The 16789-nt window shown below is 62.3% G+C and carries 14 protein-coding genes; 10 read left to right on the forward strand and 4 right to left on the reverse strand.

Annotated elements, in window-relative coordinates:
• The first annotated feature begins 219 nt into the window (after positions 1-219).
• Positions 220-1593, forward strand: coding sequence for a glutamate--tRNA ligase (gene gltX, locus NKJ17_RS10490; protein ID WP_352688246.1), 1374 nt, complete (start codon positions 220-222; stop codon positions 1591-1593).
• On the opposite strand, the gene NKJ17_RS10495 is transcribed toward gltX, so the two are convergent.
• On the reverse strand, positions 1511-2713 hold the full coding sequence (locus NKJ17_RS10495; protein WP_352688248.1) for a DUF2865 domain-containing protein: 1203 nt from the start codon (positions 2711-2713) through the stop codon (positions 1511-1513). The two genes, gltX and NKJ17_RS10495, sit on opposite strands and share 83 nt — an antisense overlap.
• 257 nt (positions 2714-2970) lie before the next feature.
• On the opposite strand from NKJ17_RS10495, the gene NKJ17_RS10500 reads away from it, so the two are divergent.
• On the forward strand, positions 2971-3591 hold the full coding sequence (locus NKJ17_RS10500; RefSeq protein ID WP_352688250.1) for a DUF1287 domain-containing protein: 621 nt from the start codon (positions 2971-2973) through the stop codon (positions 3589-3591).
• Positions 3592-3603: 12 nt separating this feature from the next.
• Here the strand turns inward: NKJ17_RS10500 and NKJ17_RS10505 are convergent, their stop codons facing one another.
• Positions 3604-5928, reverse strand: coding sequence for an NADP-dependent malic enzyme (locus NKJ17_RS10505; RefSeq protein WP_352688252.1), 2325 nt, complete (start codon positions 5926-5928; stop codon positions 3604-3606).
• A 399-nt stretch (positions 5929-6327) separates the two neighbouring features.
• Here NKJ17_RS10505 and NKJ17_RS10510 point away from each other — a divergent pair, with 399 nt between their 5' ends.
• Both NKJ17_RS10510 and NKJ17_RS10515 read left to right on the forward strand, forming a co-directional pair.
• Complete coding sequence (locus NKJ17_RS10510; protein WP_352688254.1) at positions 6328-7728, forward strand: selenium-binding protein SBP56-related protein; 1401 nt, start codon at positions 6328-6330, stop codon at positions 7726-7728.
• Between the two features lie 24 nt (positions 7729-7752).
• A complete protein-coding gene (locus NKJ17_RS10515; RefSeq protein WP_254820173.1) occupies positions 7753-8418 on the forward strand; it encodes a hypothetical protein in 666 nt (221 codons plus the stop codon).
• 140 nt (positions 8419-8558) lie between these two features.
• Here NKJ17_RS10515 and NKJ17_RS10520 read toward each other — a convergent pair whose 3' ends face one another.
• Entirely contained in the window at positions 8559-9338 is a 780-nt protein-coding gene (locus NKJ17_RS10520; RefSeq protein ID WP_352688257.1) for an SDR family oxidoreductase, read from the reverse strand.
• Between the two features lie 120 nt (positions 9339-9458).
• Here NKJ17_RS10520 and NKJ17_RS10525 point away from each other — a divergent pair, with 120 nt between their 5' ends.
• A complete protein-coding gene (locus NKJ17_RS10525) occupies positions 9459-10280 on the forward strand; it encodes a UDP-2,3-diacylglucosamine diphosphatase (protein WP_352645534.1) in 822 nt (273 codons plus the stop codon).
• Between the two features lie 127 nt (positions 10281-10407).
• The gene (locus tag NKJ17_RS10530) at positions 10408-11625 is read left to right on the forward strand and encodes an MFS transporter (protein WP_352478998.1); all 1218 of its coding nucleotides are present in this window, start codon (positions 10408-10410) and stop codon (positions 11623-11625) included.
• On the opposite strand, the gene dgcA is transcribed toward NKJ17_RS10530, so the two are convergent.
• Positions 11596-12579, reverse strand: coding sequence for an N-acetyl-D-Glu racemase DgcA (gene dgcA, locus NKJ17_RS10535; RefSeq protein WP_352688259.1), 984 nt, complete (start codon positions 12577-12579; stop codon positions 11596-11598). The genes NKJ17_RS10530 and dgcA overlap by 30 nt on opposite strands.
• Before the next feature lie 77 nt (positions 12580-12656).
• On the opposite strand from dgcA, the gene NKJ17_RS10540 reads away from it, so the two are divergent.
• From NKJ17_RS10540 to NKJ17_RS10555, 4 genes are all read left to right on the forward strand, one after another.
• Positions 12657-13841, forward strand: a complete 1185-nt coding sequence (locus NKJ17_RS10540) for an ABC transporter permease (protein ID WP_352645537.1) — start codon at positions 12657-12659, stop codon at positions 13839-13841.
• Between the two features lies 1 nt (position 13842).
• Positions 13843-14661 (forward strand): ABC transporter ATP-binding protein, encoded by an 819-nt coding sequence (locus tag NKJ17_RS10545; protein ID WP_352507853.1) that lies wholly within the window; start codon positions 13843-13845, stop codon positions 14659-14661.
• A gap of 13 nt (positions 14662-14674) precedes the next feature.
• Positions 14675-16048 carry an MlaD family protein gene (locus tag NKJ17_RS10550; protein ID WP_254820180.1) on the forward strand — a complete coding sequence of 458 codons (1374 nt, stop codon included), beginning with the start codon at positions 14675-14677 and terminating at the stop codon, positions 16046-16048.
• Positions 16049-16175: 127 nt separating this feature from the next.
• Entirely contained in the window at positions 16176-16742 is a 567-nt protein-coding gene (locus NKJ17_RS10555; RefSeq protein ID WP_352688261.1) for an ABC-type transport auxiliary lipoprotein family protein, read from the forward strand.
• The last annotated feature ends 47 nt before the right edge of the window (positions 16743-16789 follow it).

Consider the following 16789-nt stretch of genomic DNA (forward strand, 5'->3'; position numbering starts at 1 on the left):
CCCCGCGGTGCCGGGGCCATGGGGGAATCTCCCGCGGGCTTTGCGACCCCCTGGGGGTTTAATTGACAATCGCCGTGGTTTTGTCCGGGGTGCGGCGCGGCAGGTTTTTATATAGGTGCGGCGCTGCAGTCTTTTCTTAGCCTTTGTCATGTTCTATGTCTGCCGCCGAGCGCGGGGGCGCGTCTTGTCAACAGCAAAACCATCCGGTACGCCCCCCTCATGACAGTTACCGTCCGTTTCGCCCCGTCACCGACCGGCCGCATCCATATCGGCAATGCGCGCACCGCTTTGTTCAATTGGCTGTTCGCCATCAAGAACAAAGGCCGCTTCATCCAGCGCTTCGACGACACCGACGTTGCCCGTTCGACGCAGGAGTTTTCCGACGCTATCCTGTATGACCTGCATTGGCTGGGCATCTTCCCCGACGCCACGGAGTACCAGTCGCGGCGCGTGGAAATCTACGATTCCGCACTGGAGAGGCTGAAGGAGGCGCGCCTCGTCTATGCTTGCTATGAGACGCCCGAAGAGCTCGACCTGAGGCGCAAGGTGCGCCGCACGCGTGGCCTGCCGCCAGTCTATGGCCGCGAGGCGTTGACGCTGACAGCTGAGCAGGTGGCGGAATATGAGGCCGATGGGCGGCGGCCGCACTGGCGCTTTCTGCTGCCCAACTTCACCGGTGATCCGCTGCAGCCGGAGCGCACCGAAATCCACTGGAACGACCTGGTGCGCGGCGAAGAAACCGTCGACCTCGCCTCGCTTTCAGACCCGGTTCTGCGGCGTGAGGACGGCACCTACCTCTATACATTACCTTCGGTCGTCGACGACATCGACATGGGCGTCAGCCATGTCATTCGCGGCGACGACCACGTCACCAATACCGGCGTCCAGATAGCCCTGTTCCAAGCACTTGGCGCGGAGCCGCCGGCGTTCGGCCACCACAATCTCCTGACAACGGCATCAGGCGAGGGACTTTCGAAGCGCACCGGCGCGCTGTCCATCCAGAGCCTGCGTGAGAGCGGCATCGAGCCGATGGCGGTGGCTTCGCTGGCGGTGCTCGTCGGTACCTCGGAAAACGTCGTAGCGGTGCCAGCGATGGCCGAGCTAGCCGAGCGCTTCGATCCGGCTGCAACATCGAAATCCGCCGCCAAATTCGACCCGGACGAGCTCTTCGTGCTTAACCGCACGCTGCTGCACCACATGCCGTTTTCAGAGGCGCGCGACCGGCTGATCGTGCTCGGCATCTCCGGCGAACAGGCCGAGCCTTTCTGGCTGGCGGTGCGCGGCAATCTCGACAGGCTGGCCGATGCGGCGATCTGGTGGCGTACGCTTCGAGACGGTCCAGAGGAGCCGGCGGAGTTTTCCGACGAGGACCGCGACTTTCTTCGCCAGGCATTCGAGCTGCTGCCGGAAGAGCCTTGGAACGGCACTGTCTGGAAGGACTGGACGGGCAAGATCCGAGCGGCGAGCGGCCGCAAGGGCAAGGCCCTGTTCATGCCGCTCAGGCTGGCGCTTACGGGACAGTCTTCCGGTCCGGAGCTTGCAGATCTGTTGCCGCTGCTGGGTCGGGAAGGAACGTTGGCCCGACGACCCTGACCTTGCGCTGCTCCGGCGGCGGCAGCGACGTCGGCGAGGGCACAGGTTTGGCGGCAAGCCGTCTGATCGCCTCACGGTTGAGGCCGCCTTGCGAATTGGCCAAGGTCTCCGGGTCGGCGCCCGGATCAGGCTTGGCAACCGGCAGCGGAATGAACGGGGTGGTCTCCACGCTCGCCTTGGATTGTGCCGGGGTTGGCGGGTTGCCGGCGATGATCTGGAAATTCTGCACGGCATTGCAGCCACAGGTCGGCGGCCGGGGCGTGTCGGATTGCTTGTAAAGGTAGGCCGTCGACAGTTCGATATAAGGCCTGCCGGTCACTGAAGACGTCATCGACGCCGAATCGTCGTTCATGCCGCGCGTGTAGAAAACCTGCATCTCGGTGCCGGGGCAGCTCGATTCGCAGTTCTTCTGGTCGCGCTCGAAATCGCCCAGCGAGGCAGCATTCGACATCGGGAAGAAATAGCCGTCGCAGGTCCGCACGCACATGGTGCGGAATTCGCGTCGCGGCTGGCCCAACTCGTCGGCGTTGTTGAGGATGCTGCGGATGTTGCGCGGCTGACTTAGCTCTTCAGCCTGGTCGAGCTCTTCGGGCTGGTCGGGCGCACCAGGTTCACTGCCCAGAAGCTGGTCGAGCAGGCTTCGGTTGCCGTTTTCACGGCTGGCTTCGCGGTCAGGTGTGGGCGTCGACGCCGCATCATCGCGGCAGCCATTGGCGTCAAGCGAGGCCAATATGCGCGCGCGATCGCGTCGCGAACCACCGTCGGCAAGCTCACTGCGCTTGGCCTGCAAGGCGTCGAGATTGGCAGCCATGCGATCGATGGTGGCGTCGAGTGCCGCGCATGCGTTGGCGTTGCGGCGAGACAGCGAGAAGCCGCAGCCGGCGCTGCTGGACTGGCTGACGGCTTTTGAAATCTGCTGGCGCTGCCGGACGATCGCGTCGTCGTATTTCCTGAGCAGGCCCGGCTTGCCGCCGCCACCACGAGAAGCGGCGCCAAGATCGGCTTCAAGCTGGCGGCAGAGGCGCGAAGCGGCCTGCGACTGAGTGACGGCAATGCCGCACAGTAGCAGGACGCCGAGCAGCGCGGCTGCCCGCGTCAGCTTGCAATGTGCGCCCGTCATCCCTCCGGACCTCCACCTGCCTGTCATTCAGAACTACCGCGCTCGCGGTTAACCGTTCGTTTAGCATACCGCCGATTCCGGCTTCGGCTCAAATCGGCGATGGCTTGCGCCTGTGCGCGATCACGACGAGGGCTGTCATGCCGACCACCCCCACGGCCTTTTCGCACAGAGCCAGTACCGCGACATCCTGGCGTTGCACGAAAAAGGCGTATTCGCCGAGAAGAATGCCTGGATTCAGTAATGCCCGGAGGCTTGGGATGACCTCGATTACCCGTCGAGCCGCGGTGCAATTTGGTCTTTTATGCCTGGCGATGCCGGTCGCCATGTCGCAGGAAAAGCTTGTCACGCCGGATTGGGGCACCAGATTGGTCGAAGCCGCTCGTGAGCAGATCGGCGTCACCACGCTCTACGATCCGACCTATACACGCCTGGCCTATCCTGGCGGGGACGTTGAGCCAGAGCGGGGTGTGTGCACGGATGTCGTGATCCGTGCCTATCGCCGCGCCTTCGATCTCGACCTGCAAGAATTGGTGCATGAGGATATGCGGGCCAATTTTGCCGCCTATCCGAAGGCTTGGGGCTTGAAGGCGCCTGACCGCAACATCGACCACCGCCGTGTGCCCAATCTTGCGGTCTATTTCGAGCGGCGCGGTGCTGCCTTGCCCGTCACCCAAGACCCCGCCGATTATCGGCCTGGGGATCTCGTCGCTCAGATGCTGCCCGGCAATCTGTCGCATATTGCCATCGTGTCGTCCAATCACCCCACTGTGGTGCCGACAAGAAGGCTGGTTATTCACAACATCGGCGACGGCGCTAGAGAAGAGGACACTTTGTTTGCCTTCAGGCAGACAGGGCATTTCCGGTTCAAGCCAGTCTGAGAAGGCCCATCGCTAGCCCAGATCGATGATGGCTTGCGCCTTATGCGCGGCTTCGACCACTGCCAGTGCCGTCATGTTGACGACGCCGCGCGAGGTGACCGACGGTGTCAATATGTGCGCCGGGCTGTCGGTGCCGAGCAGGATCGGGCCGACATGCAGCGCGTCCATCATCGTGCGCAGCGCGGTCAGCGTGATGTTCGCCGAATCGAGATTGGGAAACACCAGCAGATTGGCTTCGCCCTTCAGCCGCGAATGCGGATAGACGCGTTGGCGCAGCTGCTCCGATAGTGCCGAGTCGGCATGCATCTCGCCGTCGCATTGCAGGTCGGGCGCGATGCGCGCCAGGATCGCCGCCGCCTGCCGCATCTTCATGGCGCTTGGCGAATCGCGGGAGCCGAAATCAGAATGCGACAGCAGCGCTGCCTTGGGCTCAATGCCGAAACGCTGAATTTCCTCGGCCGCCAAAACGGTCATTTCCGCAATTTCTTCGGCGGTCGGATCGACGGAGACATGGGTGTCGGTGAGGAAAATGATGCCGCGCTGCGAGATCAGCATGGACAGCGTCGACAGGTCGCGATCCCTAATGCCGGGGCGCGGCCCGATGATCAGCGTTACGTTGCGCAAATGGCGCTCGAAACGGCCTTCGAGCCCGCAGACCATGGCGTCGGCGTCGCCGCGCTTCAGGGCAAGGGCCGCGATCACCGTATTGTCGGTGCGCACCATGGTGCGCGCGGCTTCCGTCGTCACCCCACGCCGGCCGGCAAGCTCGATCAAAAGGTCGACATAGTGGCGGTAACGCGGATCGTCTTCCGGGTTGATCAAGCCGAAATCGACGCCCGGCTTGATGCGCAGCCCGTAGCGCTTCAGCCGCACCTCGATGACATGCGGGCGGCCGATCAGGATCGGTTCGGCAATGCCTTCCTCGAGCACGACCTGGGCGGCGCGAAGCACGCGCTCGTCCTCGCCGTCGGCATAGATGACGCGTTTGGCGCTCGACGTCTTGGCCATCGAGAACACCGGCTTCATGACCAGGCCGGAGCGGAAGACGAAGCGGTTCAGCTTGTCGATATAAGCGGCGAAATCGGTGATCGGCCGGGTCGCGACGCCGGTCTCGCAAGCTGCCTTGGCGACAGCAGGGGCAATGCGCAGGATCAGCCGCGGATCGAAAGGCGAGGGGATCAGGAACTCCGGACCAAAGATCGGCGTCTCGCCGGAATAGGCACGCGCGGCAACGTCGGACGGCTCTTCGCGGGCGAGCGCTGCAATCGCTCGCACAGCAGCCATCTTCATCTCTTCGTTGATGGCGCTTGCGCCGCAATCCAACGCGCCACGGAAGATGTAAGGAAAACAGAGTACGTTATTGACTTGATTGGGGAAATCGGAGCGGCCGGTGCAGATCATCGCGTCGGGCCGCGCCGCCCGTGCTGCTTCCGGCATGATTTCGGGATTGGGATTGGCCAGCGCCAGGATCAGCGGCTTTGGCGCCATGTGGTGGAGCAATTCCGGCTTCAGCACGCCGGCAGCAGACAGGCCGAGAAACACGTCGGCGCCGGGCAGAACGTCGGCCAGCGTACGCGCCTCGGTGTCCTTCACATAAGGGTCTTTCCAGCGGTCCATCTCCTCGACGCGGCCCTTATGGGCGACGCCGAACCGGTCCGTGACCCAGATGTTTTCGACCCGCGCGCCGAGCGAGACCAGCAGGTTGAGGCAGGCAAGCGCCGCAGCACCAGCGCCCGACGTGACGATCTTGATGTCCGAGATGGACTTGCCGGCGAATTCCAGCCCGTTGAGCACGGCGGCGGCGACGATGATGGCGGTGCCGTGCTGGTCGTCATGGAAGACTGGTATGCCCATGCGGGCTTTCAACTGCTCCTCGACTTCGAAGCATTCGGGCGCCTTGATGTCTTCCAGGTTGATGCCGCCGAAGGTTGGTTCCAGCGCCGAGATCGTTTCGACCATGCGCTCGATGCCCGGTGCGTCGATCTCGATGTCGAAGACATCGATGCCGGCGAACTTCTTGAACAGCACCGCCTTGCCTTCCATCACCGGCTTGGAGGCGAGCGGACCGATATTCCCGAGGCCCAGCACCGCCGAACCGTTGGTGACAACTCCGACCAGATTGGCGCGGGCTGTATAGTCGGCGGCGGTTGCCGGGTCGTCGCGGATTTCAAGGCAGGGGGCGGCGACGCCCGGCGAATAGGCAAGCGCCAGGTCGCGCTGATTGCCCAGCGGCTTCGTCGCCTGGATTTCAAGCTTTCCGGGACGGGGGTGCTTATGGAAATAGAGCGCCGCTTCGTCGAGGTCGGATCGGGCCGCCTTCTTGCTTTCGCCTGTCATGACGGCCGCCTCCTCAGTTCAGTCCGTTTGGTGTTTTGAGTCTCTTAGCATGCAGCCGAGGCTTTTCGAGAGGTGATATGTCGCAAGCGCGAGCTTGCGGCTTGCACCCCCGCCCTCCTGTGCGGTCTGCCATTGAGATGTTGGGGCGATAGGCGGGGTGCTGCGGCGAGGTACGCCGCCCAGTTCGAATGTCTGGTGGCGCTCGTCGCTCACAGAGGCCTTGCGGCGAAACAAGTCGACATTGCAGTTCTCCAAAATCCGTGAGATTCTTCGAAAAGTCGCACGAAATAGCGTGCGAACAACAAAGCGCCCCGACGTTTTCGGCGGACATCCAAACGCATCACAGATCGTGCCCCTGATTGTCGGTCGGACTGCTTAACCTGCCAAGGGAGGACGACAATGACTGTACGGCCAGACCCGACTTTCCACGCGACTGCCAAGCTCGCAATGCAGGCGCCAGTCGAAAATTTTGCCTACACTTTGATGTTGAGTCCCGACTTCTCTCAGCCAGATGGACTAGCCATAGTTGACGTAAACCCGAAGTCGAAGGACTACGGCAAGGTCGTCCATAGCGTGATAATGCCGAACAAGGGCGACGAGTTTCACCATTTCGGCTGGAACGCGTGCTCTTCGGCCCTTTCGCCGCTGAATGGTCACCCGTTTCTCGAGCGCCGCTTTCTGATCATTCCCGGTATTCGATCTTCGCGCATTTACGTCATCGACACCAAGGGCGGACCGACCAAGGCCAAGATCCACAAGGTCATCGAGCCAGAAGAAGTGTTTGCCAAGACGGGCTATTCCAGGCCTCATACGATTCACTGCGGTCCGGAAGGTATTTATGTCTCGACGCTTGGGGGCGGTGGCCCTGACGGCACCGACGGACCTCCCGGCATCTTTGTCATGGATTGCCAGACGTTCGACGTCATCGGGCGCTACGAGATCGATCGCGGGCCGCAGGACAAGCAGTATGATTTCTGGTGGAACCTGCCACGCGACTACATGGTCTCGAGCGAGTGGGCCCTTCCGCCCCAGTTCGAGCAGGGCATCGTGCCTGAAGACCTCCTGTCGAACAAATACGGACACCGGGTGCATTTCTGGAATTTGCGCGAACGCAGGAACGTGCAGACCATCGATCTGGGCGCCAACCACCAGATGGCGCTGGAAGTCCGCCCCGCCCATGACCCGGTCAAGGAATACGGTTTCCTTGGAGTGGTCGTCGACACGACAAACCTCGAGGGATCGATCTGGACCTGGTGGCGCGAGGGCGGCAAATTCCATTGCGAAAAGACGGCGACCATCCCGCCCGAGGCAGCCGCCAAGGATGACCTGCCGCCGTTGCTTCAGGGCTTCGAGGCGGTGCCGCCGCTAGTAACCGACATCGACCTGTCGCTCGATGACCGATTCCTCTACGTATCCTGCTGGGGCACCGGCGAGATGCGCCAATACGATGTGACCGATCCGATGAAGCCTAAGCTTGCAGGGTCCATCCATATTGGCGGCATCACGCGCAAGGCCAAGCATCCCGGCGGCGGCGACTACAGGGGCGGACCGCAAATGGTCGAGATCAGCCGCGACGGCAAACGCGTTTACTGGACCAACTCCCTGTATTCGACTTGGGACGATCAGTTCTATCGCGATGGTATTCCGGCAGCCATGGTCAAGGCCAATGTCGGCGAGAACGGTGGAATCACCCTGGACAAGGACTTTTATGTCGAGTTCCCCGAGGGGTATCGCTCGCACCAGATTCGTCTGGAAGGTGGCGATTGCTCGACGGATTCGTTCTGCTATCCGTCGGTGTAACCGACTGCCCGGGTCAATGAAGCGATGAGCGAGTGGACGACGGCCGGTCTCTGGCTGGCCGTCGTCGCCAGCGGCATTTATCACGGCATCAATCCTGGCATGGGCTGGCCGTTGGCCGTTTCGGCCGGCCTTTTGGACAGACGTGCCGGCGAATTGTTTCGGGCGCTCGGCCTTTTGGCAATAGGCCACTTTGTGGCGATGATCGGTATCCTGCTGCCCTTCGGCGCGATGCTGACGCTCATCGTCTGGGAACGACAGATTCGCATCGCGGCGGGGTTGATTGTGATCGCAGCCGGGATCTATCTCCTGATCAACCGGCGCCACCCGCGTGTTCTTGCCCGTATCCCGCCGGCGCAATTGGCCTTGTGGTCTTTCGCGGCCGCCACCGCGCATGGCGCCGGGCTGATGCTGGTGCCGATTTATCTCGGCTTGTGCCAGGCAGGCGATCTCGATGTTGGACACCAGGCGGCTACCACGCTCATGGCCGGTAATCTGATCACCGCCACCACCGTCTCCGTGGTCCATACGGCCGCGATGATTGTAAGCGGCGGTGTTATCGCCATTGCCGTCTATCGATGGCTCGGACCCAAGTTCATCTCACAAAGCTGGTTCAATCTCGACACTGTGTGGGCCCTGAGCCTGATCCTGGTGGGCGGAATTGGGATCGCGAGTATCGGATTCGCTCGCTAGCTTGCATGCATTGGCAAAGGAATTCTCCCTTCTGCGAATGTCAGGAAGGTCAGATCGCATCATGCGGCGCTCGCACCCAACAACCGCAAAGGGTCGTTCTTCCGCCGTCCAGAGGGTAACCAAGCGTTTGGATTCTACCACTAGAACGCGCTGACGTAGAGGCCGCCGTCGACCGGTACGTTCTGCCCGGTCAGGTAGCCGGCATGGACCGAGCACAGGAAGGCGCAGATCTGGCCGAATTCCTCCGGCGTGCCGAGCCGTTTGGCCGGAACATTGGCTGCTGCTTGCGCCTTGCGCGCGGCAGCTGCCGCCGGATCCTCGACACTGCCGGGTTCATGCGGGCCGCGCAGCCGGTCGGTGTCGAGTTTTCCCGGCAGCATGTTGTTGATCGTCACATTGCGGTCGATCACCGTCCGCGCGACGCCGGCGAGGAACGAGGTGAGGCCGGCGCGGGCGCCGGACGACAGGTCGAGGCCGGGGATAGGCACATAGACGGACAGCGAGGTGATGTTGACGATGCGGCCGAAGCCGCGCGCCGCCATGCCGTCGATCACGGCCTGAACCAGTTCGACAGGGGTTACCATGTTCTGGGTGACGCCCTCGAGGATCTTTTCGCGGTCGAGCGCGCGGAAATCGCGAAACGGCGGACCGCCATTGTTGTTGACGAGGATGTCGGGATCGGGGCAGGCGGCAAGCAGCGCCTTCTGGACATCGGGCTTGGATATGTCGCCGACGATCTCGGTCACCTTGACGCCGAATTTCTCCCGCAGTTCAGCGGCGGTTTTGGCCAGCACGTCGGCGCTGCGGCCATTGACTACCAGATCGCAGCCTGCCTCCGCCAGTGCCATGGCGCAGCCGCGTCCCAAGCCTTTGCTCGAAGCGCAGACGATGGCCTTCTTGCCGCGAATGCCGAGATCCATGGTGATTTTCTCCTCTGATTGCCGCGGCAACCTATCCGGATGGCTGGACCAATCGCAACCGTCATACGGTTGTTGCATGAATCGGGGCATAGCCTCACGCGAAAGCAACGGTGACAAATGATGTCCGGCGCAGAGCCCCGCACTTTCCGCAGCATGTTCATCTCCGACGTCCATCTCGGATCGAAAGCGGCGAAGGCCGAGTTCCTGATCGATTTCCTGCGCCATCACGATGCCGATATCATCTATCTCGTCGGCGACATCGTCGACGGCTGGCGCTTGAGACGAAGCTGGCATTGGCCGCAGAGCCACAATGACGTCGTCCAGAAATTGCTGCGCAAGGCGCGCAAGGGCGCCAGCATCACCTACATCGCCGGCAATCACGACGAGTTCGCGCGCCAGTTCCAGGGCGTGCATTTCGGCGGCATTGTCGTCGCCGACCGCGCCATCCACGAGACCGCCGATGGCAAACGCCTTCTTGTCATTCATGGCGACCAGTTCGACACCGTCGTCCACAATGCGCGCTGGCTCGCCTATCTCGGCGATTACGCCTATGACGCGGCGATGCTGGTCAACCGCGTCATCACGCGCCTGCGCCAGGTGCTCGGCCTGCCTTACTGGTCGTTCTCGTCCTGGGCCAAGGTCAAGGTCAAGAAGGCGGTGAATTTCATCGGCTCGTTCCAGACCGTGCTGACCGAGGAGGCGCGCCGCTCGCACGTCGACGGCGTCATCTGCGGGCACATCCACCACGCCGCGATCGAAAGCTACGAGGACGTGCAGTACATCAACACCGGCGACTGGGTGGAGAGCTGCACGGCGGTGGTCGAGCATTTTGACGGCCGGATGGAAATCCTGCACTGGGCGCATGTCCTGCCGGAGACTCCGGTCGGCGGCGAGGTGCTCGTGCCGATCGACATCAAGGGCAGGGCAGTCCAGGCGGCTTGACCAAAACCCGGCCGCCCTCGCTTCAATCGGTTAGTCCAGCGGTTTCATCGACTTTTTCGCCGTGTTATGCAGCGGCAGATGTGGTGGGCCGACCCGGCTGAATGCCGTGCCGACGGATCGCCTGTCAATGTCCTCGCTGCCGCCGCTTTCGCCCGAACAGCTCGTCAAGCCACGCCATTTCGAACTGCGCATGAGCTTGATCTTCTTCACGCTCTTCGTGCCGCTCGGAACGCATGTGCCGTATTTTCCCCTGTGGCTGCAGGCCAAGGGGTTCCACGCCGAGCAGATAGCCGTGATCCTCGCCGCGCCGATGTTCCTGCGTGTGGCAACGACGCCTTTTCTTACCGCGCTGGCAGACAAAGCGAGCGACCGCGCCAATGTCTATGTTGCGCTGGTCGCCGCATCGCTGATCCTGTCCGCCGGCTACCTCCTGCCGCCGACCTACGCAATGGTACTTGCCGTATCCCTGGCGCTGACGGTCGTTTGGACGCCGCATTCGCCGATTGCCGATTCGCTCGCCCTTTCAGGCGTTCGCCGCTTCGGCTCGAACTACGCCGGTATGCGCAAATGGGGCTCGATCTCCTATCTCTGTGCTAATCTCGCCGGCGGTTTCATCTTGTCGGCGAGCGGTGCTCAGGCTGTCCCGGTGATCATCTTCGTGTCGTTATGCGCTGCGCTAGCCGCCGGGCTGATTGCGCCGCGCCTCGGCCGCCCGCGCCGCGCCTCGCCGCTTTCGGCTGCCGACATTCAGCAATCGGCGTCAAAACTCCTCAACCCGTATTTTCTTTATTTTTCGACCGGGGTCGGCGTCATCACCGCCAGCCACGCGTTTCTCTACGGCTTCGTGTCGATCTACTGGAAGTCGATCGGCATCAGCGATTCGGTTGTTGGGCTGCTGTGGGGGTGGGGCGTCGTCGCCGAGATATGCATGTTCGTCGTCTTCACCCGGGCTTTCGCCTCCTTCTCGGTCGTGTCGATCATGCTGATTGCCGGGACAGGCGCTATCGTGCGCTGGATCGCCTTCCCTTTGATCTGGCCGCTTGGGCTTGGCGTTGGCGGGTTTTTCGCGATCCAGACGCTGCACGCGGTTTCGGTGGCGCTGGTGCTAATTGGCCTGCAAAAGATGATCGGTGAGACCGTCGTGGAAGAACGCACCGGGGCGGCGCAAGGCATCGCCTACTTTTCCAACGGCTTCTTCATGGCGGTGGCGACGCTGATTTCCGGTCCTCTTTACGACCGCTTCGGCGCGAGCGGCTTCTTTGCTATGATCCCGATCGCCCTGACGGGCCTGGCGCTGATCGGGCTTGCGGCGCGTTCAGCCCCACAGCGCCGGCTCGGGCGGTGACACCAGCGACCCTCGATAGACGAGACCGGGAACGCGGTCGCGGGCTAGCAGCAACGGACCGTCGAGATCGACGAAATCGGCATCCTGCGCCAACAGAACGGCCGGCGCCATCGCAAGCGATGTGCCGACCATGCAGCCGACCATAACGCCAAGACCCAGTTCGCGGGCGCGGTCGCGAAGCACGAGCGCTGCGGTCAGGCCGCCGGATTTGTCGAGCTTGATGTTGATGGCGTCGTAGAGGCCGACAAGCGCTCCAATATCCTTCGCCTCGTGCACGCTTTCGTCGGCGCAGATCGGCACCGGATGCGCGATGTGGCGAAGAATACCGTCATGTCCCGCCGGCAGCGGCTGTTCGATCAAGGCGATACCTTGCGCAGCGGCAAAGGCGAGGTTTTCTACGATGTTATCGTTCGTCCAGCCTTCGTTGGCATCAAGAATGATTCGGCTGTCGGGTGCCGCCGCCGTCACTGCGCGGATGCGGGCGATGTCGTTGTCGCCGCCGATCTTGACCTTGAGCAGCGGGCGCTGGGCGTTGGCGCGGGCCTGCGCCGCCATCGCTTCCGGCTCGGCGAGCGACAATGTGTACGCCGTCTCAAGCGGTCGTAACGGAACGCTTCGTATCGTATGCGCCACCGGTGTTCCGCTGATCTTCGCTTCCAGGTCCCAGAGCGCGCAGTCGATGGCGTTGCGTGCCGCGCCGGCAGGCATGGCACCGAGCAGGGCGATGCGGCTGATGCCGTGCGCGATCTCACTGCGCATCGCCTCTATCGCGCCACGCACACCCTCAACGGTCTCGCCATAGCGCTTGTAAGGAACGCATTCGCCGCGCCCTGTACGGCCGTTTTCGGTGATGGCGCAGGAAATCACCTCCGCTTCGGTCTTCGAGCCGCGCGAAATGGTAAAGGTCCCGGCTATCGGAAAGCGCTCGGCCTCGACCGAAATGACACGCGCCATATTTTTCTGCTCCGGCTGTGCACAAGGAGGATGTCGGCAAATCGACAGCTCGGCCCCGTCAGGCTAAACAGGACGCCATGTTGACCATCCGCAAACGCGACGCAAGCGGCCCTGCCAAGGAGCCCGACCACCAGCCGCGCATCGCGATCGGCGAGGAGGGCGGCGTTCTCGGCTGCGCTTTCTCGGGAAGCTGGACGACACGCACCGTGGCGCTGGTCGATGCCGAGATGCGCAAGATCGAGAAGCGCAGCGGCTTCCAGACGCTGGCGCTCGATCTGTCGCAGATCGAGAAGATGGACACTGCCGGGGCGTGGCTGATCGATCGCCTGGTGAGCAGCTTCGAAAAGAAGGGCGTCGAGATCAAGATGCAGGGGCAAAGCGAGATTGCCTCGATCCTGCTTGGCGCCGTCGGCGATGCGGTTCGACGCGAGCCCGGATCCGGTCCGGCAAAGCCGCCCAACTTCATCATTCGGGGGCTCGAGGCGGTAGGCCGTCGCGTCTATGAGATGCGCGACGATTTCCTGGCCGCAATGAACATCCTCGGCGCCACGATACGCGGCTCTCAGATGAAGCTTGGCCGTGGCCATGCCGTCAATATGGCGGCGATCTTCAACCAGATCGATCGCATGGGCGTCGGCGCCATACCGGTGGTGGTGCTGATGTCGGCCATCGTCGGTGCGATCGTTGCCCAGCAAGGCGCCTATCAGCTCAGTTATTTCGGCGCCGACATCTTCGTCGTCGACCTGGTCGGCGTGCTGATCCTGCGCGAGCTCGGCGTTTTGATGACGGCGATCATGATCGCCGGCCGCTCCGGTAGCGCGATTACCGCCGAGATCGGCTCGATGAAGATGCGCGAGGAGGTCGATGCGCTGAAGGTGATCGGTCTTAATCCAATCGGCGTGCTGGTGTTTCCGCGGTTGGTCGCGCTGGTCGTCGCGCTGCCTTGCCTGACGATCATCGCCAACTTTGCAGCACTGGGCGGCGGCATTTTGGCTGCATGGCTCTACTCTGATATTGCACCGGCAGCGTTCATCGATCGGCTGCGTGTCGCAATCGACCTCAGCACCATCTTTGCGGGCCTGATCAAGGCGCCGTTCATGGCCATGATCATCGGCATAATCGCCTCGGTCGAGGGCATGAAGGTTGGCGGCAGCGCCGAATCGCTCGGCCAGCATGTCACCGCCTCAGTGGTGAAGTCGATCTTCGTGGTCATTATCCTCGACGGGCTTTTCGCCATGTTCTATGCAGCGATCGAGTTCTGAGATGGAGCTGCCGGGCACAAACACGACCAAGGTGGCGACGAAGGCCAAAGAAGACGAGATCGTGCTGTCAGCACACGACATCACCGTATCGTTCGCCGACCAGGTCGTTCTCGACAAATTGTCGCTCGATATCTGGCGCGGGGAGATTCTCGGCTTTGTTGGTGCCTCCGGTGCGGGCAAATCTGTTCTCTTGCGCACCATCCTTGGCTTGACGCGCAAGCAATCGGGAACAATCAAACTGTTCGGCGTCGACGTCGAGAAGGCAACCGAAAGGGAGCGCCTTCGCATCGACATGCGGCTTGGCGTGCTGTTCCAGCATGGCGCTCTTTTTTCGGCGCTGACGGTCCTCGAAAACGTCCAGGTGCCGATGCGTGAATATCTCGATTTGCCGAAGAAGCTGATGGACGAACTTGCCATGCTTAAGGTGGAGTTGGTCGGACTGCCGCCGGAGGCGGCGCAGAAATTCCCCTCCGAGCTCTCCGGCGGCATGATCAAGCGTGCCGCCTTGGCGCGCGCCCTGGCGCTCGATCCGGACATCGTTTTCCTCGACGAGCCGACGTCCGGCCTCGATCCAATTAGTGCGGCTGAATTCGACGAATTGGTCGTCAAGCTGCGCGATACGATGGATTTGACCGTGTATATGGTCACGCATGATCTCGACACGCTGTTTACCGCGTGCGACCGCGTGGCGGTGCTTGGCAACAAGAAAGTGCTGGTCGAGGGCACGATCGACGACATGCTCAGGAGCGAGGAACCCTGGGTAAAATCCTATTTCCGCGGAAAACGCGCCCGGCAACTTGATCTTGCGGCGCGCGCATAGCCATAAGTGAGCAATGGAAACCAGGGCCAACTACGTCATTGTCGGCATTTTCACGCTGGCCGCGATCCTCGCGGCTTTCGCTTTCGTCTATTGGACGGCGGCTATCGGCGAAAGGGGCGAGACGGCGGTGCTGCGCGTGCGCATTCCAGGCTCCGCTTCGGGGCTCGGCCGTGGCAGTTTCGTGCTGTTCAATGGCGTCAAAGTCGGCGACGTGCGCCGTGTCTATATCGACGTCGACAATCCGACTGCTGCTATCGCCGACACCGAAATAGACCGGAATACGCCTATCACCAAGTCGACGCAGGCCGATATCGGGCTTGCCGGCCTCACCGGCCAGGCCAACATCGAGCTCAAGGGCGCCGACCCCAAGGAGCCAAAACTCCTCGACGAGGCGGAAAAGGAAGGCCGCGTCGCCGAGATCGTTGCCAACCCGTCGGCGGTCACCAACCTGTTGCAGACGGCGCAGAACATCTTCACCCGGGCCGACAAGGTCCTTTCGGAGCTCGAAGGCTTCACCAAGGATGTGCGCGGGCCGCTGACGCAGACCGTCAACAATGTCCAGACCTTCTCCGATGCACTGGCCAGGAATGCGGACGGCGTCGACAAGTTCCTGGCCAGCGTCAGCTCGCTGGCGGATGAACTGAAGGGTGTTTCGGGCAAGCTCGACGGCACGCTGAAGGCGGCGGAAGGGCTACTCAATGCCGTCGATAAGGACCAGATCAAGAGCATCGTCGCCAACGTCGACACGGTCACCGCCAATCTCAAGGAAACCAGCAAGCAGTTCGACACGGTTATCAAGAACGTCGACACGGCGGTCGGCTCGATCAACGACTTCGCCCAGAAGACGCAAGGCACGCTGGCCAAGGTCGACGGCGTTCTCGACGGCATCGATCCGGCTGAGGTGCGCACCGCGCTGGCCAATATCCAGAAGGCCAGCGAAAACGCCAACGAGGCTGCCGCCGACATCGCCAAGGTGACCAACAAGTTCGCCAACCGAGCCGATGACATCGATGAAACCATCAAAGACGCGCACCAGCTCGCAGGACGCCTAAACGATGCCTCGGTGCGAGTCGACGGTATCCTTGCCAAGGTCGACAAACTGCTCGGCTCCGGCCAGGCCGACGGCGTCATGGCCGACGCCAGAGCGACGCTGAAATCGTTCAAGCAGGTCGCCGACACGCTGAACGCCCGTCTCGGTACCATTACCGACAATCTGGCGCGGTTCTCGGGACAAGGGCTGCAAAACGTCGAAGCGCTGGTCCAGGACAGCCGCCGTTCGATCAATCGCATCGAAGAGGCGGTAACCGATCTCAGCCGCAACCCACAAAGGATCTTGTCCGGCGGCGAGGGCGAGGTCCGGCAGTTCGACGGCAGGGTGCGCCGTTGACTTCGATCCCCGACCACCGCAAGAACATAGCTGGCAGATGCGCATTGTTTCCACGATCCGGGGGGGATCGCGTTTGAAGTCGATCAGTTCAGGCAGCATCACATCGGGTGGGTCTAAGGTCGGGGCGATGTTGCTGGCGCTTTCGCTTGCAAGCTGCGCGGCCTTGCCGGGCGGCAGACCGGCGCCGCTGGATACGTTCGAGCTTTCGGCGCCGTCGCTGGAAGCGCGTGCCCACAGCCGTCGGCAGATACTCATCGCCCAGCCTTCGGCGCTCAAGGCGCTGGATAGCCAGAACATCGTCATCAAGCCATCGCCGCGATCGATCCAGTATCTCAAGGGCGCGCAATGGGCCGACCGGCTGCCGATGATCGTACAGGCGCGGCTGGCAGAGACGTTCCAGCGCTCGGGCAGCTTCACCGGCGTCGGCAAGCCGGGCGAGGGGCTGGCGATCGACTATCAGGTGATCGTCGAGATCCGCTCGTTCGAGGTGCGTGTCGATGGCGGCGAACATGCCGAGGTCGAGCTGTTCGTGCGCCTGTTGAACGACCGCAACGGTGAAGTGCGCGCTTCGAAGACGTTTAGCGCCATCGCGCCCGTTTCGGGCAATGGCAACCAGGCCTATGTCGGCGCGCTCGATGCCGCGTTCGGCGATGCGGCCGGGCAAATCGTCCGCTGGACCGACACTGTGATATGACGCGGCCGGAACTGCTGGCACGGCACTCTACAGCGCCAATGGAATTC

The organism is Mesorhizobium sp. M0208 (genome assembly GCF_040322015.1).
Classification (GTDB): Bacteria; Pseudomonadota; Alphaproteobacteria; order Rhizobiales; family Rhizobiaceae; genus Mesorhizobium.